Consider the following 18459-nt stretch of genomic DNA (forward strand, 5'->3'; position numbering starts at 1 on the left):
CTCCCGAGGAGACCGACATGCCCGCTTTCGCTTCGCTGCGAGCCCTTGCCCCCCTGTGCGCCGGCGCAATTCTGATTGCCGCTTCGGCATTCAGTGGAGCAAAGGCCGAAGAACGCCCCTATTTATCCTGGAACGGGGATCCCCGCGTTCCCGCCTGCGAGGATGTGGCGGTTCAGAACGCGGTTGCCGGTCGCGTTGCCCGTGCCGACGTCGAATACGGTCGCGGCCTGACGATCCGCGCCATGGAACGCATCGTAGAGACAGGCTTTTCGGTCAACCGGCCAAGCCCCTATGCACGGCGTTTCTGCGAGGCCCGCGCCGCGATGAGCGACGGGCGCGAGCGCCGCGTCTACTACGCGATCATGGAACACGCCGGTTTTGTCGGCCTGGGGTGGAAGGCTGAGGCCTGCGTTGCCGGCGTCGATCCCTGGCGGGTCTACGACGCACGTTGCCGCACTGTCCGTCCGTGAGGCATCGCATTGCCAGCGCGGCATATCGTTGCCGCGCTGTGGATCTCTGTCTTGTCGCCCTGCTCGTGTTCTTCGGTCTTGCAACGGCGGGACCGCAGTCGGCGCATGCGGCCGAAAGCGGAGAGTTCGACTATTATGTGCTCTCGCTCTCATGGTCGCCGAGCTATTGCGCCCGCGCCGGGCGCAAGGCCGATCCGACCCAGTGCAAGGTGGCAAAGCCGTTCCGCTTCGTCGTTCACGGCCTCTGGCCGCAGAACGAGCGCGGATATCCCTCATCCTGCCGGACGCGATACCGTGAGCCGGGCCGCGGCACGGTGGAGCGCATGCTCGACATCATGCCGAGCCGGGGGCTGATCCGCCACGAGTGGCGCAAGCACGGCAGTTGCTCGGGGCTCGAGCCCGACGACTATTTCGCTCTCACCCGTCAGGCATTCGAGAAGATAAGGATCCCCGCTGCTTTCGCCACGACGCGCGACGGCGGACGCGTCGCCCCGGCTGCGGTCGAAACAGCATTTCGTCTCGCCAATCCGGGCCTGCGCGATTCGGCGATGGCCGTCACATGCGAGGCCGGAAGGCTCTCCGAGGTGCGCATCTGCCTGACCAGGGATCTCGACTTCAGGTCCTGCCGCGCGGTGGACAGACGCGGCTGCAGGCAAAGGCAGATCAATGTTCCCGCGCCGCGCTGAAACACCCGTCTTTCCGCTGCGCGGCCTCTGGCTGACGCTGCTGCTCGTCTGCGCGCCAACGGCGCAGGCCCGCGATGACACCGGCGGCTGGCGGGTTTCCTGCGCCGCGCAGGCTCCCTGCTTCGCCGAGGCAACGGGCGTTGATGCGGCGACAGGCGCCCCCGTCTACCGCCTGCGCCTGGAACGGACGCTAGGCGGCATCGCGCTTGCCTTCGAGACGTCGTCTCCACGTCCCGACGACCGGCGCGCCATGCAATGGGAGATCGACGACCGGCCCGTCCATGTGCTTCGGCCCGACGAGTTCGCACCCGCAGACAGGATAGAACGGCTTCATGTGACCGCGCCGCGCGCCGGACGCACGCTTGTCGAGGCCCTGCGCCAGGGCCAAGGCCTTCGGATTTCCTTTCTCGATGCACTCGGCGGCGCTCATGAGGCCCTGTTTTCTCTGAGCGGATCGAGAGCTGCGATGGACGAGCTTGCCAGCGACACGGGAGACGCCGGAGCATTCGCGCCGATACCGCCCGCGCGCCGGTTGCCGCGCCTCAGCCGGGAAGAAGCGGTGCGCGCCCTCGGCGTCCCTTATGCCGTGCTGGAACGCCATGCCCGCACCTCCGACTGCGAGGCATCCGAAAGCCCGGGGCTGGCGGATGCCCCTGTCGTCATCGGCGTGCTCTCCGATGTCGCGACTTTCTACGCGCTCCCCTGCACATCAGGTACCTCCGGAGGCGAGACATACCGGCTCTATCTGCGGGATTCAGGTGAGATCGGCGGCGTCGAGACACTCGTCTTCGCCGTTCACGACCCCCGGTTCGGCTGGGTCGGAACCGATCTTCTGCCCCGCCCGCGCTTCAACGCGGACACGGGAGAACTGACGGCGGAGCACGTCGGCCCCTCCGACCGCCATTGCGGATATCGCGCGACCTGGAAATGGCAGGACTATGCCTTCCGCCTCGCGAGCCTGTGGGGACCCGACACCTGCAAGGATGCGGCGCGCCCGGCGCGCTGGCAACGCATCCACCCGCCAGGCTGAGGGCTGCGGAAAGGTGCGAGGGATTACCTCTTCAGCATCGCCTCAAACCGCTGGCGCACGACCTCCGGCATCCGACGCAGGGCGTCGGGAACCTGGTCGAAACTGCCCCAATTGTCCGTGAAGATGGAATTCACGGCCGCATGATAGCGGGACAGCGGTGCGTCGATTACCTCGGGACGCAGCGGCGCAAGCAGCGGAAGGGACGCCAGATAGACCAGCCCCATCAGCAAAAGCACGCGCCGCACAGCGACAAATGGAGAGGCAAGGGAGAAGCGCATCCGGCGGTCCTGCTGCTCGTCGCACCGACCTGCGACCGGCACTTTTCAGCAAGCTAGAAACCGCCTGTTAACGCTCCGTTACCCCTTCGAGCGCAATTTTCGACAATAAAGCACTGAAGATATTGCTTCTTTTCAAGCGACAGGCATTCAATACAATCTCGCGTTAACCAGCCGGTGTCGGGTTCCGGCAAAAACCGCCCGACCCGTATTCGTTTCACGCCCGGGCCCGGGAGCATCGAATCGACTGCTCCCGCCCCATGAAACAGGGATCCATCCGTGCTCGTTCTTCGCTCGTCTCCCGCCTCCCCGTTCGGCCGCAAGGCCAAGATCGCCGCCGCCGTCCTCGACCTTGCCGCCCTGCTGCATGTCGAGGCCACCGACACGACCGATCCGGGCGACTCCATCCGCACGCAGAACCCCCTCGGCAAGATACCAGCCCTCCTGCTCGAGGACGGCACCGCGCTCTATGACAGCCGGGTCGTGGTGGAGTATCTCGACCACCTGGCGGGCGGCGGACGTATCATTCCAGCAGGCGACGCCCGTTTCCCGGTGCTCCGCCTGCAGGCGCTCGCCGATGGCATCGCCGATGCGGCGCTGCTTCAGGTCTATGAGGTGCGCTTCCGCCCCGAGGAACGCCGGCATCCGGACTGGCTGGCCTATCAGGCGGAGAAGGTCTCCCGCGGGCTCGGGGAACTGGAAAAGACGCCGCCGGCAACGGTGAACGAGGGCACAACGCCCGATATCGGCCAGATTGCCCTGGCCTGTACGCTCGGCTATCTCGACCTGCGCTTCGAGGGCTCCTGGCGCAATCAGCACCCGACGCTCGTTGCCTGGCTCGACGCCTTCGAGGCGGCCGTTCCGTCCTACGGCACGACACGCTTCGCCGGCTGAAGCCGGCCGCGATCAGGCCAGGCAGCCATACCCGAGCGCGGCTGCCTTCCGGTCGCGCTCGCGGATGACCTCATAGTCCCGTGGCTCGAACGCGACGAAGCCAGCCAGGAGCAGAGCCTCGCGGATCCCCGGGTCGAGCGCTGCGATGCCCTGTGCGACCCCGCGCCTGATCCTGGGCAGATCCGCCGCGCGCCCGACGGCCGAAATGAGCGGCAGGCCGGGCGTCGGCGGCGTATAGGCAAGCACCCTCACGCTGGCTGCGGCCGGCTCGTGCCGCTTCGCCAGCTCCCAGCTCACCGCATCGAGGCAGGCGATGTCGGCCGCCCCATCGGCAACCGCACGCAAGGCATCGCGGTGGGAACCCGCCTCCAGCGCCTGCGAGAAGAACCGCCCCTCCTCGCTCAACGGCGCAACCAGATGCCGCAGCGCGCCCTCCCCCGACTGAGAGCCCGGGTGGTTGAAGGCGACCCTTCGGCCGCGAAACGCGGCGATCCCCTCCGACAGGTCATCTTCCCGCACGACGAGCGCACTGCGGTACTGGCCCGGCGCGCAGCCGTCCAGCCGGTAGGCGGGGGCACCGACAAGCGTCACCCGCCCGGCAAGATGGCGCACGTAGGGCAGGCCACAGGTCTGAGCCAGGAGAAGGTCGGGATCGCTCCAGAGCGAGAACAGCTCGCGCTGTCGCTCCAGCACTTTCGGCGGGTCGAGCCCCTCGTCGCGCAGCGCGCGCGCAAGCGCCGCCCACAAGGCATCCGTTTCAGTGCGGATTTCCGGCCAATCATACATGGCAAGCGCGGCTGGCCCCGCTCCAGCACCGTTTCCCGCGTCGCTCATCTCGCCCCTCTTCACCGCCCACTTCGAGGCGGCAAGCCTAGGGCGGAGGCAACGACACCTCAACCGCACAAAAAAAGAGGGAGCCCAACGGCTCCCTCTTGGCATTTTCCCGATCGAATTCGTTGATCAGAACTTGTAGCTCATGCCGAAACGGACCTGATTGTTGGACAGATCCGTCTTGTAGGCCTGACCGCCGAGCGCGAAGGTCTCGCTGCCGAAGCCCTGGTGCTGGTATTCAAGGCGGGCCGTGACGTTCTGGGTAACGGCACCCTCGACACCGGCACCCGCGGCCCAGCCGACCTTGGTCGTGCTATCCTTGACGCCATTCGCCGCAACATCGATGTCGGCGATGGCAAGGCCAGCGGTACCGAACACGAGGAAGCGATCAAACGCCCAGCCTGCACGGGCACGCACGGTGCCGTTCCAGTCGCTCGACGTCTTGTAATTGACGCCCGCAACCGTGCGGGTCTTGTCGATGGCCGACAGATTGAAGTCGGCCTCGGCGCCCAGCAGGAACTCCGGCGTCATCATGTAGTTGTAGCCGGCATGCACACCGCCGGTGAAGCCGTTGTCGACGTTCTTGAAACGGCCGGTCGTCGTGGCGCTCGTCTCGAAGTCGGAACGATTGCCGCCGATCTGCCCACCGAAGTAGAAGCCGGTCCAGTCGAAACGCGCGGCCGGCACCGGGTCGTCGTAGGTGTAGGACTGGGGCTCGGCCGGCTGCGGAAGGTCGGCCGCGTGTGCCGTCGCGGCCGCGGCGAATGAGACGACGGCTGTCATGCCTGCAGCTGCTAGACGTTTCATGCGGATACTCCAATTACAAAGGTGGTTCGTGCGAACGGCCAGAAGCCGCGTGCCCCCCGAGCCTCCTATATGGGATCCGAATGTGGCAGCGCCCGTCATGAATTGAGGAGATCTGCGGGCAAAGATTGATTTTTTCGTGACAGGGTAAGCAAATGGTTACCATACCGGCACCGGGCGGATCCGCCCTTGGCGGCGGTTCCCTCCCGCACGCAACCCGCCATGACGGGTTTTCATCGGCCCGCGAATACATATATAGGGTCGGAGCGCGTCGGAAGGCGTGCTCAAAGACGGTGGAGCGGGATGACGGAAGACGGTGAAGGGCGCGAGAATGTCGCGCGCCTCGAGCTTGCTGTTCCGCGTGTCACGCGCTGCTCGCCAGTTTCCGCAAGCCATCCTTACGCCCGGGTCCTCAGAGTTCATGATCATCGACTATGTCAGCCTCATTGGCGGCCTCGTCGTCCTTATTGTTGCGGGCGACGTTCTTGTGCGGGGTGCGGTTGGCATAGCCGAAAAGCTCGGCATTCCGGCCCTCGTGATCGGCCTGACGATCGTTGCCTTCGGAACCAGCGCTCCTGAAATGGTGATCTCGCTCGATGCCGCGCTGAGCGGCCAGCCAGGCATAGCCATCGGCAATGTTGTCGGATCCAATATCGCCAATGTCCTTGCCGTGCTCGGGCTTCCCGCGATCTTCGCCGCCACGCGCTGCTGCGAGGACGGCGCGGTGCGCAACTCGATCTTCATGGTGGTCGTCAGCGCGGTCTTCGTCGCCATGTGCTTTCACACGCCGATATCGCGCGTCGACGGGGCCATCCTGCTGCTGCTGCTTGCCGTGTTCCTATGGGAATCCGTACGCGCGACCCGCAAGCATCGTGCCGCCAGCGGCCACGGGCAGCCTGTCGCCGAGGCCTGCGGGCCGGCTCCTGCGGATGACGCCTGCGCAAGCGGCGAGCCTCCCTTCGAGGAGGTTGAGGGCGTTCCGGAGAGTTCGGCTCTTGCAATCGTCTTCATCGTGGTCGGCCTTGTCGGCCTGCCGCTTGGCGCGCATTTCACCATCGAAGGCGCATCGGCGCTCGCCCGAAACTGGGGTGTCTCCGAAGCGGTCATCGGCCTTACGGTGGTCGCGCTTGGAACCTCTCTTCCCGAACTGATGACATCGCTGATGGCAGCCCTGCGCGGCCATGCTGCCGTCGCGCTTGGAAACGTCATCGGCTCCAACGTCTTCAACCTCGTCGCCATCATGGGCATCACCGCCATGGTCGTGCCGGTCGACATTCCCGCCGAGGTTCTGAAGCTCGACGTCTGGGTGATGCTGGCAGCAGCCGTGCTCGTGCTTGCGCTCGCCTATTTTCGCGCCACGATACGCTGGCCCGCAGGCGTCGTTTTGTGCACACTCTATGGGTTGTATATCCTGGCCGTGTTCCAGTTGGGCAAGGTGGTCTGAGCAGGCGCAAGCGCCAGCACCGATCCGCCGCCGGGAACTCCGCGTAGGAACTCCCGACGCAGCGGGCAGCCGGACGGACGACTGCCCGCCCCCAGCCATTGAGGATCCCAGATGCGCAGCCTTGCGACTGCCGAACCGACAACCGGCTCGAACGCCCGCGACCAGGCAAGCAGCGAGATGCGGCAGCCCGTGGCGCTCGTCACGGGCGCTGCACGGCGCATCGGCCGCGCCATCGCCGCAGACCTCGCCGCCAACGGCTTCGCCCTCGCGATTCACGCCAACACCTCGCAAGACGAGGCCGCAGCCTTCGCCGCGGAGATCCGCGATGCCGGCGGGCGGGCCGAGACCGTCTCCGGTGACCTCACCGATCCCGACGTCGCACCCGATCTTGTCGACCGAGCCAACCGGGCACTCGGCCCGGTGCGCCTGCTGATCAACAGCGCCTCGATCTTCGAACCGGACGAGATCGGCACGCTGACGGGCGATCTCTACGAGCGTCACATGGCGATCCACACCCGCGCGCCGATCTTCATGACCCAGCAGATGGCCAGAGCCCTGCCGCCGGGAGAGAGCGGCCTCGTCGTCAACATCATCGACCAGCGGGTGTGGAAGCTGACGCCGCAGTTCTTCTCCTACACGCTCTCCAAGGCCGCCCTGTGGAGCGCGACTCAAACCATGGCGCAGGGCCTTGCCCCGCACATCCGCGTCAACGCCATCGGACCGGGGCCGACGCTCGCCAACACGCGCCAGAAGCCAGAAGATTTCGCCATGCAGGTGGCGGCCGTGCCGCTGCAGCGCAAGGCGGAGCTGGAGGAGTTCGGCCGCACGATCCGCTTCCTGTGGGAAACCCCCTCGATCACCGGGCAGATGATCGCGCTCGATGGCGGACAGCACCTTGCCTGGGAGACGCCTGACGTCGTAGGCATGATGGAATGAACCACGAACAAACGGACGGCGACGGCGAACGCGACGACAAGCGGACCGCGCCGGAAACACCTGACACTGCAACTCCGACAGCCGAGGCGTCGGACACGCAAGACATGTCCGCCCCCGTGTTCGAGAGCGCCGGTGCGCCGCTCGCGCCCGACTCGCGCGGCGTCGACGTGATCTCTCATTTCGTCCGCCGCCTGCCGCTCGCCCCCGGCGTCTACCGCATGCTCGATGGCGATGGCGAGGTTCTCTACGTGGGCAAGGCGCGCTCGCTGAAGAAGCGGGTAACCAGCTACACGCGGCTGCAGGGCCAATCCAACCGCATCATGCGGATGATCCTTGCCACCGCCTCGATGGAATTCGTCACGACACGCACGGAAACCGAAGCGCTGTTGCTCGAGGCGAACCTGATCAAGCGGCTGCGCCCGCGCTTCAACGTGCTGCTGCGCGACGACAAGTCCTTCCCCTATATCCTCGTCACCGGCGATCACGATGCGCCCGCGCTCGTCAAGCACCGCGGCGCCCGCCGGCGCAAGGGCAGCTATTTCGGCCCCTTCGCCTCTGCCGGTGCGGTCAACGGCACGATCAACGCGCTTCAGAAAGCGTTCCTCGTCCGAAATTGCAGCGACAGCTACTACGCCAATCGCAGCCGGCCCTGCCTTCTGCACCAGATCAAGCGCTGCGCGGCGCCGTGCACGGGCGAGATCTCGCTGGAGGACTACGCCGGCCTCGTCGCCGAGGCGAAGGCCTTCCTGTCCGGACGCAGCCAGATCATCAAGAAGGAACTGGCGACCCAGATGGAGCAGGCTTCGGAGACGCTCGACTTCGAGCGTGCCGCCGTCTACCGCGACCGGCTCGCCGCCCTCTCCCACGTCCAGTCGCACCAGGGCATCAATCCGCAGACCGTGGAAGAAGCCGATGTCTTCGCCGTCCACCAGGAAGGCGGGCAGACCTGCGTCCAGGTGTTCTTCTTCCGCACAGGGCAGAACTGGGGCAACCACGCGCAGTTCCCGCGCGCCGACCGCTCGCTCACGGAAGCGGAGGTGCTGGAGAGCTTTCTCGCCCAGTTCTACGACGACAAGCCCGTTCCCCGCCTCGTGCTTCTGTCGCATGACATCGAGGAGCGCGACCTGCTCGCCGCGGCCCTCACGGAACGCTCCGGGCACAAGGTCGAGGTCTCGGTGCCGCGACGGGGCGAAAAGAAGGAACTCATCGAACACGCCGTCAGGAACGCCCGCGAGGCGCTCGGGCGCCGGCTTGCCGAGACGAGCAGCCAGGCGCGTCTTCTCAAGGGTGTCGCCAAGGTGTTCGGCCTCGACGCCACGCCGCACCGGATCGAAGTCTACGACAACTCGCACATCATGGGCACCAACGCCGTCGGCGGCATGATCGTCGCCGGGCTCGAGGGGTTCGCCAAGGGCCAGTACCGCAAGTTCAACATCAAGTCCCAGGACCTTGTCCCGGGCGATGACTACGGCATGATGCGCGAGGTTCTGACGCGCCGCTTCTCCCGCCTCCTCAAGGAACACGCCGACGAACGCCCCTCCGTGCGCAAGGCGCGCGCCGAGGCGGATCTGCGTGCCGAGGGGGCACCGATCGCCGCGGAGACCGAAGCTGAGGGCGCGGAGAATTCCGAGCCCGTCGTCATGCCGGCCTGGCCGGATCTCGTCTTCATCGACGGCGGTCTTGGCCAGCTCAACGCGGTTCGCGAAACGCTTCAGGAAATGGGCATCGACGACGTGCCGCTGGTCGGCATCGCCAAGGGGCCGGACCGCGACGCGGGCCGCGAGAAGTTCTTCATTCCGGGTCAAGACAGCTTCATGCTGCCCGAACGCGATCCGGTGCTCTATTTCGTCCAGCGCCTGCGCGACGAGGCGCACCGCTTCGCCATCGGCACCCACCGGGCGCGGCGCAAGAAGGACATCTCCAAGAGCCCGCTCGACGAAATCGCCGGCGTCGGCCCGGCGCGCAAGCGCGCGCTCCTTCGCCACTTCGGCACGGCAAAGGCCGTTTCCAAGGCGGGCATTTCCGACCTGATGGCCGTCGAAGGCGTGTCGGAATCCGTCGCCCGCACGGTCTATGACCACTTCCACGAATAGGCGCCTGCCGCGCAGCGCGGCGAACCTGTGAAAATCCCGACCGGCCCCTACCAGTGGAATCCGGCGGAAATAGCCAAAACAGTGGATCAGGCACGGAGGCGGACCTGTTCAAGATCGGCACGAACCTCATGGCCGTGGTCGAGGCCTAATTCCTGACCAGGCACAGGTCTGGCAACTTGCAACCATCGCCGACACTGCGCGAGGTGAAGACGATCTGCCGGTGCGGCCGCAAGGCGACGATGGTGTCCCGGATCGACGGGGGCGAACAGGTGGTGATCGTCGGCGAGGACCGCTATGTTTCCCTGCGCCGTCGTCACTGGCGTGAGCGCGATCTCGGCCATGACAGAGCCGAGACCAGGCGGGCGGAGCCGGAAGCCGCAGTCTGACATAGCGCCATCGGGACAGCAGCAGCGACGAGCGATCGGATCAACGACGGGAAGGAACGGACAGCATGGTGTTCGGCAAGATCTTTGACGGGCTCTTCGGCGGCGGAACGGAAAAGAGCGGAGGCGGTACGCGTTTCGACGCGACCGACTACAAGGGCTTTGCGATCACCCCCGCCCCAACGAACCGCGACGGGCAGTGGCAGGTCGCCGGCGTAATCGCCAAGGCGGGAGCCGATGGCGAGATGCGCGAACAGCCATTCATTCGCGCCGACCTGATGCCGACGGCGGAGCAGGCCGCCGAATTCGCGTTGCGCAAGGCTCGCCAGATCATCGACGAACAGGGCGACCGCCTGTTCTCCTGAGCGACAGGACCTGTCAGGTCACCCCCGGCGGGCATCGAGCCGGCGCTTCTGGCGGCCGGCCTCATCGAAATTCGCCGGATCGAGCCAGCTTTCGAAGGCGTCTCGAATTGCAGGCCATTCGCCGTCGAGGATCGAGAACCAGGCGGTGTCCCGGTTCCGCCCCTTGTAGATCATCGCCTGGCGGAAGGTTCCCTCGTAGGTGAAACCCAGGCGCGCCGCGGCGCGGCGCGAGGGGGCGTTCAGCGCATCGCATTTCCACTCGTAGCGCCGGTATCCCAGTTCGTCGAAGACGCGACGCATCATCAGGTACATCGCTTCCGTCGCCAGTGCGGTGCCCTGCATTGCCGGAGAGAAGTGGATATGCCCGACTTCGACGACGCCATTCGCCGGGTCGATGCGCAGATAGCTGGCGACGCCAACCGCCCTGCCCGTTTCCCTGTCGATGATCGCATGAAACAGCGGATCATCGCCGGTGTAGGTGGCTTCGGCGAAACGCGCGAACTCTTCCGACGTCGCGAACGGTCCATAGCCGAGATAGGTCCAGTTGCGCGCCTCCGCATCCAAGGCATAGGCGGCAAAGAGATCCTGCCCGTGGCGGGCGCCGTCGTAGCTCTCCAGACGGCAGAGCCTGCCCTGCATCGGCGTGCGCGGCGGTGCCGGCCGAGCCGTCCAGCCGGCCAGTTCCACGCCGACCGGCTGGCCCAGATCGTTCGTCCTCTCGCTCATCTCGCAGTCCTCTCGCATAATTGAACCGTTGCCCGGCGCACCGCCTCGCGATCTTTGCCAGTGCATCCTTCCCTCCGCCAGTGCCACTTGCCCGGTAAAATGCCTGTCGGCTGGCTCCCTGGTTACCACCTGACGGACGCTGCCAGATTGACGGCGGCCTGCCTACATGGTTGAAGGTTCGCAACCATCCGTGCCGCTCGGCAAACCGCGAGACCGTCAGAGACATGTCGCGATCCCACGTCTGGAGCCTTCCCAACATCCTGACCTACGGGCGCATCCTTGCCGTGCCCGCCGTCATGATGTGCCTGCTTCCCGATTTTCCGGGCCATGGCGCCCGTTGGACCGCGCTCGCGATCTTCATCGTCGCCGCGATCACGGACTTCTTCGACGGCTATCTTGCCCGTGCCTGGCAGCAGCAATCACGCCTCGGACGGATGCTCGACCCGATCGCCGACAAGCTTCTGGTCGCCGTATGCCTGCTGCTGCTTGCCGCCAAGGGCGATATCGGTGGCTGGTCGATGATAGCCGCCGCCATTATCCTGTGCCGGGAGATCCTCGTCTCGGGCCTGCGTGAATATCTGGCGGAACTGCGCGTCAGCGTGCCCGTGACGAAACTGGCCAAGTGGAAGACGACGGTGCAGCTCATCGCCATGGCGCTACTGCTCGCCGGGCCCGCAGGCGAGGCGGTTCTTCCGGGAACGCAGATCGCCGGGCTGACCGCCCTTTGGATTGCCGCGGTTCTGACGCTATATACGGGATACGACTATTTCCGCGCGGGCATCGGCCACCTGATGGGCGACTGAGAACCGCGCGACGGAAACGGGGGACAGGATGCAGCTTCGCTATTTCGCCTGGGTGCGAGAGCGCGTCGGTCTCGAGACGGAAACGATCGAGGTTCCGGCCGGTGTCGGGACGGTCGGCGAGCTGATCGATTGGCTCGCCGAGCGCAACGAAGCCCATGCGCATGCCTTTGAGGAACGCGACGCAATCCGCGTCGCCCTCGATCACGAGCACGCCGAACACGATGCATCAATTGCCGGCGTGCGCGAAATCGCGTTCTTCCCGCCGATGACCGGCGGCTGAGCAAAGCGCCATGGACGCCCCCGCCGCCATTCCTATCACCGTGCGCATCCAGGCCGAGGACTTCGATGCCGCACACGAGGTCGCGGCGCTGTCCGCTGCCAGCGCGAACATCGGTGCTGTTGTCACCTTCAGTGGCCTTTGCCGAGACGAGGATGGGCGTCTGGAGGCTCTCGAGCTCGAGCACTATCCGGGCATGGCGGAAGCCGAGATCATGCGCATCGCCGAGGAGGCCTCCCGGCGCTGGCCGCTCGCCGGTCTCACCGCGATCCACCGCCACGGACGAATTCCGCCCGGTGGAAACATCGTTCTGGTCGTTGCAGCCTCGCGCCATCGCCGCGCGGCGTTCGAAGCGGCCGAATTCCTGATGGACTATCTCAAGACCCGCGCCCCGTTCTGGAAGAAGGAACATCTCAGGGACGGAAGCGCCGGTGCCTGGGTGGATGCGCGCGAGGCCGACAGCGCCGACGCGGAACGCTGGCGTCGCCTCTGACACGGCCCTCCCCGGACCGTCAAAAAACAGTGGCTTGACCCCGGCACGGTTTGGACCGAAGGTTCCGGACCTGCCTGGTTGGTCTGCAGTATCTGCAACCCGGCGCGCCTCCACGCGCCGCATCCACCGGGTCGCCCCGTTTCAGCAATGCTGCCGCACCAGAGCGCCAGCCTTCCTTCTTCCCGCACGCCAAGGTGTGCCCACGCCCCTCGAACCCGTTTCGCGGAGCGCGACATTCGTTCGGAAAAGACATGCCACCCTCCTCTGCCCCCGCCACCACCGCCGCACCGCTTGCCGGTGCCATGCTCGGTGCCACCACCGGCGGGCAAACTCCTCGCCACGGCCTTTCCTTCCGCGAGTTCGTGGCGCTTGCGGCCGCGCTAATGGCGCTGAACGCTCTCGCAACCGACATCATGCTGCCCGCGCTCGGCGAGATAGCCCGCGACTTTCTGGTCGGCGATCCGAACGAGCGCCAGAAGGTGGTGATCGTCTATCTGCTTGGCTTTGGCGCCGCACAGCTCATCTGCGGACCGCTTTCTGATCGCTTCGGGCGTCGATCCGTGTTGCTGTGCGGGATCGCGCTGTATGCCGCCGCAGCGCTGCTCGCGATCTTCGCCACCACCTACGAGCAGTTCCTGTTCTGCCGCTTGCTCCAGGGAGTCGGCTGCGCTGCCCCGCGTGTCGTCGCCGTCTCCATGGTGCGAGACTGCTACTCCGGAGCCAAAATGGGACGCATCATGTCGCTGGTCATGATGGTGTTCATGACGGTGCCCATTCTCGCTCCCTCGGCCGGACAGGCGGTTCTGCTGTTCGGGCCATGGCGAGCAATCTTCCTGCTTCTCGCCTTCGGCGGCTTCGCCCTGTTGGCATGGAGCGGATTGCGTCTCGGCGAGACACTGCCGGGCGAGGAACGGCATCCGTTCTCGTTGCGCGGCATGTTTGCGGCATTCGCGCATGTTCTGACCAACCGTACGTCGCTGGGATATACGCTCGCCTTCACCTGCATCATCGGCGCACTCTTCGCATTTATCGCTTCCGCCCAGCAGATCTTTGCCGAAGCCTTCGGCCTTGGCGAGTTGTTCCCCCTCGTCTTTGCCATGACCGGTCTGGCGCTTGCCGTGTCTTCCTTCTTCAGCGCCTCGGTGGTGGAGCGGATCGGACTGAAGCCGCTGTCGCACATGGCTCTGACCTTCTATGCCGTCGTCTGCGTGTTGCAGGTCATCGTCGCAATGGCCTTCGGGCCGAACCTCTTCACGTTCACCGGCCTGTTACTGCTCGGCATTTTCGCCTTTGGCATGATCGGTCCGAACTTCAACGCGATCGCCATGGAGCCGCAGGGCCACGTCGCCGGAACGGCTTCCGCCCTGATCGGTTTCATCACGACTTGCGGCGGTGCCGCGCTCGGCTTCCTGGTATCGAGCCAGTATGACGGCACGGTCGTGCCGCTGACAGTCGGCTTCGCCGTCTTCGCGGTGGCAGCCTTGATCATCGTTGCGATCACCGAGCGCGGACAGATGTTCAAGGCCTGAGCGGCGGCCTCTGGATCCGAACAAGGACATACAAAAAAGGCGGCCCTTTCGGACCGCCTTTTTTCTTCCGCGTTCAGCTTGAGCGCTGTTTGGGTCAGACCGCGGCGGCGAGCTTCGCTTCCGCCTTCGGCTGAACCTCCGCCTGATAGTCTTCCATCAGGGCGGTCGTGATCGCGTCGACAGCAAAATTATACGATCCGATCTCCGAGACCGGCGTCACCTCGGCGGCGGTTCCGGTGAGGAAGCAGGCCTCGAAGCCTTCCATTTCCTCCGGCAGGATCACCCGCTCGATCACCTCGATGCCACGACGCTTGGCAAGGTCGATGACCGTACGGCGCGTGATGCCGTCGAGGAAACAGTCCGGCTTCGGCGTGTGCAGCTGGCCGTCCTTCACGAAGAAGACATTCGCACCGGTCGCCTCGGCGACATTGCCGCGCCAGTCGAGCATCAGGGCGTCGGCATACCCCTTCCGCTCCGCCTCGTGCTTGGAGATGGTGCAGATCATGTAGAGGCCGGCGGCCTTCGAGCGGCTGGGTGCCGTTGCCGGGTCCGGGCGACGGTAGGGCGCCATGTCGAGGCGGATGCCCTTGAGGCGCGCTGCCGGATCGAAGTAGCTCGGCCACTCCCAGGCGGCAATGGCAAGGTGGATCGTGTTGTGCTGCGCCGACACGCCCATCATCTCGCTGCCGCGCCAGGCGATCGGACGCACATAGGCATCGACCAGATTGCCGCGGCGCAGCAGTTCGCGTGTCGCATCGTTGATGGTCTGCGCCGAATAGGGAATCTCGAAGCCGAGAATGCGGGCCGACTCATGCAGGCGGTCGGTGTGCTCGCCAAGCTTGAACACCTCGCCGCCATAGGCGCGCTCGCCCTCGAACACGCCGCTGGCATAGTGCAGGCCGTGGCTCAGCACATGCAGCTTGGCATCGGCCCAGGGCACGAATGCACCATCGTACCAGATGTATCCGTCGCGTTGATCAAAAGGGATCTGCGCCATCTCGTCTAAACTCCCGATCTGCAGCGGGCTTCATCCCGCTTGCGATTGCCTGCGCGGCGCCTTCGCACGCCACGTCCCGAATGTCCTTCCCGTCCGACCGGGCCATGGCCCGGCAACTCCCTTTTGCGCGCTTCGTCAACTCTTTGTATGGTGTCGAAACCGCAAGGCAGGACCACCTGAAACAAGGCCGTCACGACCGGGAATGAGACGCTCTGCAAAGCCGAAGGACAACATCCACCATGCTTGACGGACGATGACGTACGATCGTTTCGCAGAAGACCTCCAACGTGTAACAATCGGTCGGATATAAGTCAATATGACTGACGTAAATTTCTCAAACCCCGGAATCCCGCCGTCGAAGGCCGCCTCCGGGACCGATCCGACGGGACCGGACTGCGCCGTGGACCTGATCGAGTTGCTGTTCTTCGCCTATCGCGATTTCACTTCCGATCCCGACGCAGTCCTCGCGGAATTCGGCTTCGGGCGGGCGCATCACAGGGTCCTGCATTTCGTCAATCGCAACCCCGGCCTGCGCGTTTCAGATCTCCTCGGCATCCTGCGCATCACCAAGCAGAGCCTGGCCCGCGTGCTCAAGCAACTCGTCGAGGAGGACTTCATCCTCCAGGAGCCGGGCCCGCACGACCGGCGGGAACGTCTTCTTTTCGCCACCGAACGCGGTCACGCTCTGGCGGAGCGGCTGACGGATCTTCAGGCGCGCCGCATCCACCGAGCTCTCGACGACATGGCGCCCGAGGCCCGAGGCATCGCACGCCAGTTCCTTTTTCACATGATCGACACCGACCAGCGCGCCGACGTGGCCCGACTGATCGAGAGAAGCTGAGGAGCCCGCGTTGAGCCCCGATACACTCGATGCCCGCGCCCAAGGCGACCGAAAAGGCAGCGCGCCGGATGACGATGCCGCGCACCTGCTGCTCGTTGACGACGACACGCGGATCAGGACGCTGCTGCGCCGCTTCCTGAGCGAGCACGGGTTCCGCATAACCACCGCCGCAACCGCCGCCGAGGCCCGCCGCCGGCTTGAGGGACTTTCCTTCGATCTGCTCGTCGTCGACGTGATGATGCCCGGTGAAAGCGGTCTCGAACTGGCTGCCGCCCTGCGCGCGCGCAGCGATGTGCCGATCCTGATGCTGACCGCGCGCTCTGATTCATCCGACAGGATCGCCGGTCTCGAGGCCGGCGCCGACGATTATCTCGTCAAGCCCTTCGAACCGCGCGAACTGCTGCTGCGCATCCGCGCCATCCTGCGCCGGCGCACCGACACCGACACGCCGCCGCCCGCCGATATCCGCTTCGGCCCCTTCATCTTCGACGCCGCCCGCCGCGAGCTCAAGCGTGGCGACGAAGCCGTGCGCCTGACCGACCGCGAAAAGGAGATTCTCTCGATCTTCGCCGACAAGCCGAACGACACCGTGCCCCGCGCGGAGATCGTCGGCAGCGACAGCGGCCTGGGCGAACGCACCGTCGACGTGCAGATCAACCGCCTCCGCCGCAAGATCGAGGCCGATCCCGGCAATCCGCTCTTCCTGCAGACGGTGCGCGGCATCGGCTATCGTCTCGTATGCGACTGACCCGCTTCGCCGGGGAACGGCTGCGCGCCCTTCGCCGCAAGGTTCCTGCGTTTCCCGCCCCCGCAAGGCGCCTCGCGCTCAGTCTCGTGCTGCCCTATCGCTGGCTCGCGCACACGCTCTATCGGCACATGCCGAAAGGCCTGTTTCCGCGCACGCTTCTGATCCTGGTGGTTCCGCTCGTGATCATGCAGGCGGTGCTCGCCTTCGTCTTCATGGAACGCCACTACAATCTCGTCACCCAGCGCCTGTCGGATTCCGTCGTGCGCGACATCGCCATGCTGGCGGAACTGATAGAGCGCCATCCCGACGAACAGGACATCGAGCAGCTGGTCGAACTGGCTCGCCTGCAACTCAACCTGGCGGTCACCGTTCTGCCGCCCGAGCCGCTGCCGCCGCCTCGGCCCAAGCCCTTCTTCGACATCGTCGACCGCTATCTTTCCCAGCAGATCAGCCAGCGTATCGGACGACCGTTCTGGATCGACACCGTCGGTCGGTCGAGCTTCATCGAGATCCGCATCCTGCTCGAGGACCACACCCTGAGGGTGATCGCCCGACGCAGCCAGACCTACGCTTCCAACTCTCATTTCTTCATCGTCTGGATGGTGTCGACATCGCTTGTCCTGATGATCATCGCGCTGCTGTTCCTGCGCAATCAGACAAGACCCGTGGAACGCCTTGCGAATGCTGCCGAAAGCTTCGGCAAGGGACGCCCGATGGAGAATTTTCGCCCAAGCGGCGCCCGCGAGGTGCGCCGCGCCGCGCAGGCTTTCATCGAGATGCGCCGCCGCATCGAGCGCCAGATCGAACAGCGCACGGCAATGCTCGCTGGCGTCAGCCACGATCTGAGGACAATCCTCACGCGCTTCCGCCTGCAACTGGCGCTGTTTCCGCAAAGCGAGGAAGTGAACGCGCTCCAGCATGACGTGGACGAGATGAAATCCATGCTGGAAGACTATCTCGCCTTCGCCCGCGGCGAAGGCGACGAGCAGGCCCAGCCGACCGACATGGCGCTCGTCTTCGAGGAGTTGGAGGCGGAAGCCGAGATCCTGGAGGCCAATGTCTCCTCAAGCTTCACCGGACCGCCGACGGTCACGGTCAAGGCGCTCGCCTTCAAGCGCGCGCTCACCAACCTGGTCACCAATGCCGCACGCTATGGCGACAACGTTCATATCGAGGGTCGCAATTCCGACGGCTGGCTGACCATCGTCATCGAGGATGACGGCCCCGGCATACCGGAGGAAGAGCGCGAAAGCGTGTTTCGGCCGTTCTACCAGCTCGACCAGGCGCGAAACCGCGACGCGGGAGGCAGCGGCCTGGGACTGGCGATCGCCCGCGATGTCGTGCGCGCCCATGGCGGTGATATCGTTCTGGGCGAGAGCGCGACGCTGGGAGGGCTGTCCGCGCGGGTTCGGATCCCTATCTGAAAGATGCCGGGCGTGAAACCTACAGGCCGCGCGGAAAGCGCCTCAAAAGAGGCGCCCACCCACCGGCACGTCCTTGTCGGGACACAGCAGCACCACCTCGCCATTTTCGTCCGGAACGCCAAGGGTCAGGACCTCGGACATGAGCGGGCCGATCTGGCGAGGGGGGAAGTTGACCACTGCCATCACCCGCCGGCCGACGAGTTCCTCGGGCGTATAGTGCACCGTGATCTGGGCCGAGGATTTCTTGACGCCGATGATCGGGCCGAAGTCGATCATCATGCGGAACGCCGGCTTGCGCGCTTCGGGAAAGGGCGCTGCCTCGACAATCCGACCGACGCGAACATCCACTTTCATGAAGTCGTCGAAGGAAATCGTCGGGGCGACCTCGCTTGCGTCATGCGTTGCCATGC

Annotated in this window: 21 protein-coding genes and 1 pseudogene; 16 read left to right on the top strand and 6 right to left on the bottom strand. The window is 65.3% G+C overall.

The annotated features are described in order from the left end of the window. Positions 1–17 precede the first annotated feature (17 nt). From ACN0WF_RS02310 to ACN0WF_RS02320, 3 genes are read left to right on the top strand one after another with little or no spacing between them, the layout of a single operon-like run. Positions 18–470 carry a cytoplasmic protein gene (locus tag ACN0WF_RS02310; RefSeq protein WP_417771149.1) on the top strand — a complete coding sequence of 151 codons (453 nt, stop codon included), beginning with the start codon at positions 18–20 and terminating at the stop codon, positions 468–470. 38 nt (positions 471–508) lie between these two features. Next, the gene (locus ACN0WF_RS02315; protein WP_417771150.1) at positions 509–1156 is read left to right on the top strand and encodes a ribonuclease T2 family protein; all 648 of its coding nucleotides are present in this window, start codon (positions 509–511) and stop codon (positions 1154–1156) included. After that, positions 1137–2186, top strand: a complete 1050-nt coding sequence (locus ACN0WF_RS02320; protein WP_417771151.1) for a DUF1176 domain-containing protein — start codon at positions 1137–1139, stop codon at positions 2184–2186. Before ACN0WF_RS02315 ends, ACN0WF_RS02320 begins: the two co-directional genes overlap by 20 nt. A 23-nt stretch (positions 2187–2209) precedes the next feature. On the opposite strand, the gene ACN0WF_RS02325 is transcribed toward ACN0WF_RS02320, so the two are convergent. Further along, a complete protein-coding gene (locus ACN0WF_RS02325) occupies positions 2210–2464 on the bottom strand; it encodes a hypothetical protein (RefSeq protein ID WP_417771152.1) in 255 nt (84 codons plus the stop codon). Between the two features lie 276 nt (positions 2465–2740). On the opposite strand from ACN0WF_RS02325, the gene ACN0WF_RS02330 reads away from it, so the two are divergent. Continuing rightward, positions 2741–3355 carry a glutathione S-transferase family protein gene (locus ACN0WF_RS02330; RefSeq protein ID WP_417771153.1) on the top strand — a complete coding sequence of 205 codons (615 nt, stop codon included), beginning with the start codon at positions 2741–2743 and terminating at the stop codon, positions 3353–3355. Positions 3356–3367: 12 nt separating this feature from the next. On the opposite strand, the gene ACN0WF_RS02335 is transcribed toward ACN0WF_RS02330, so the two are convergent. Continuing rightward, on the bottom strand, positions 3368–4189 hold the full coding sequence (locus tag ACN0WF_RS02335) for a phosphate/phosphite/phosphonate ABC transporter substrate-binding protein (protein ID WP_417771154.1): 822 nt from the start codon (positions 4187–4189) through the stop codon (positions 3368–3370). A gap of 126 nt (positions 4190–4315) precedes the next feature. Then, positions 4316–4993, bottom strand: coding sequence for an outer membrane protein (locus ACN0WF_RS02340; protein ID WP_417771155.1), 678 nt, complete (start codon positions 4991–4993; stop codon positions 4316–4318). A 418-nt stretch (positions 4994–5411) separates the two neighbouring features. Between ACN0WF_RS02340 and ACN0WF_RS02345 the strand changes: the two genes are divergently transcribed. The 5 genes and pseudogenes from ACN0WF_RS02345 to ACN0WF_RS02365 all read left to right on the top strand — a co-directional run bounded on the left by ACN0WF_RS02345 (position 5412) and on the right by ACN0WF_RS02365 (position 10211). After that, positions 5412–6434: a calcium/sodium antiporter gene (locus ACN0WF_RS02345; RefSeq protein WP_417771156.1), complete on the top strand. Its 1023-nt coding sequence runs from the start codon at positions 5412–5414 to the stop codon at positions 6432–6434. Positions 6435–6611: 177 nt separating this feature from the next. Next, positions 6612–7370, top strand: coding sequence for an SDR family oxidoreductase (locus ACN0WF_RS02350; RefSeq protein ID WP_417771214.1), 759 nt, complete (start codon positions 6612–6614; stop codon positions 7368–7370). Between the two features lie 104 nt (positions 7371–7474). Continuing rightward, positions 7475–9463: an excinuclease ABC subunit UvrC gene (gene uvrC / locus ACN0WF_RS02355; RefSeq protein WP_417771157.1), complete on the top strand. Its 1989-nt coding sequence runs from the start codon at positions 7475–7477 to the stop codon at positions 9461–9463. Positions 9464–9657: 194 nt separating this feature from the next. Next, a pseudogene (locus tag ACN0WF_RS02360) lies at positions 9658–9849 on the top strand (thymidine kinase); the annotation flags it as partial. Between the two features lie 65 nt (positions 9850–9914). Further along, positions 9915–10211 carry an HlyU family transcriptional regulator gene (locus tag ACN0WF_RS02365; protein WP_417771158.1) on the top strand — a complete coding sequence of 99 codons (297 nt, stop codon included), beginning with the start codon at positions 9915–9917 and terminating at the stop codon, positions 10209–10211. A gap of 18 nt (positions 10212–10229) precedes the next feature. Here ACN0WF_RS02365 and ACN0WF_RS02370 read toward each other — a convergent pair whose 3' ends face one another. Beyond that, positions 10230–10937, bottom strand: a complete 708-nt coding sequence (locus ACN0WF_RS02370) for a GNAT family N-acetyltransferase (protein WP_417771159.1) — start codon at positions 10935–10937, stop codon at positions 10230–10232. Between the two features lie 224 nt (positions 10938–11161). Here ACN0WF_RS02370 and pgsA point away from each other — a divergent pair, with 224 nt between their 5' ends. The 4 genes from pgsA to ACN0WF_RS02390 all read left to right on the top strand — a co-directional run bounded on the left by pgsA (position 11162) and on the right by ACN0WF_RS02390 (position 14039). Beyond that, a complete protein-coding gene (gene pgsA, locus ACN0WF_RS02375; RefSeq protein ID WP_417771160.1) occupies positions 11162–11740 on the top strand; it encodes a CDP-diacylglycerol--glycerol-3-phosphate 3-phosphatidyltransferase in 579 nt (192 codons plus the stop codon). Positions 11741–11768: 28 nt separating this feature from the next. Beyond that, positions 11769–12020 (top strand): molybdopterin converting factor subunit 1, encoded by a 252-nt coding sequence (gene moaD / locus ACN0WF_RS02380; RefSeq protein ID WP_417771161.1) that lies wholly within the window; start codon positions 11769–11771, stop codon positions 12018–12020. Between the two features lie 10 nt (positions 12021–12030). Then, on the top strand, positions 12031–12510 hold the full coding sequence (locus ACN0WF_RS02385) for a molybdenum cofactor biosynthesis protein MoaE (RefSeq protein ID WP_417771162.1): 480 nt from the start codon (positions 12031–12033) through the stop codon (positions 12508–12510). 251 nt (positions 12511–12761) lie between these two features. Then, a complete protein-coding gene (locus ACN0WF_RS02390; protein ID WP_417771163.1) occupies positions 12762–14039 on the top strand; it encodes a multidrug effflux MFS transporter in 1278 nt (425 codons plus the stop codon). 94 nt (positions 14040–14133) lie between these two features. Here the strand turns inward: ACN0WF_RS02390 and ACN0WF_RS02395 are convergent, their stop codons facing one another. Further along, entirely contained in the window at positions 14134–15036 is a 903-nt protein-coding gene (locus ACN0WF_RS02395; RefSeq protein ID WP_417771164.1) for a branched-chain amino acid aminotransferase, read from the bottom strand. A gap of 316 nt (positions 15037–15352) precedes the next feature. Here ACN0WF_RS02395 and ACN0WF_RS02400 point away from each other — a divergent pair, with 316 nt between their 5' ends. From ACN0WF_RS02400 to ACN0WF_RS02410, 3 genes are all read left to right on the top strand, one after another. Further along, positions 15353–15877, top strand: coding sequence for a MarR family winged helix-turn-helix transcriptional regulator (locus tag ACN0WF_RS02400; RefSeq protein WP_417771165.1), 525 nt, complete (start codon positions 15353–15355; stop codon positions 15875–15877). A gap of 10 nt (positions 15878–15887) precedes the next feature. Continuing rightward, entirely contained in the window at positions 15888–16625 is a 738-nt protein-coding gene (locus ACN0WF_RS02405; RefSeq protein WP_417771166.1) for a response regulator, read from the top strand. Between the two features lie 128 nt (positions 16626–16753). Continuing rightward, positions 16754–18049, top strand: a complete 1296-nt coding sequence (locus ACN0WF_RS02410) for an ATP-binding protein (protein ID WP_417771215.1) — start codon at positions 16754–16756, stop codon at positions 18047–18049. Positions 18050–18091: 42 nt separating this feature from the next. On the opposite strand, the gene ACN0WF_RS02415 is transcribed toward ACN0WF_RS02410, so the two are convergent. Further along, entirely contained in the window at positions 18092–18457 is a 366-nt protein-coding gene (locus ACN0WF_RS02415; RefSeq protein WP_417771167.1) for a tRNA-binding protein, read from the bottom strand. Between the last annotated feature and the right edge of the window lie 2 nt (positions 18458–18459).

Source organism: Stappia sp., from assembly GCF_048268045.1.
In the GTDB taxonomy this organism is placed as follows: domain Bacteria; phylum Pseudomonadota; class Alphaproteobacteria; order Rhizobiales; family Stappiaceae; genus Stappia.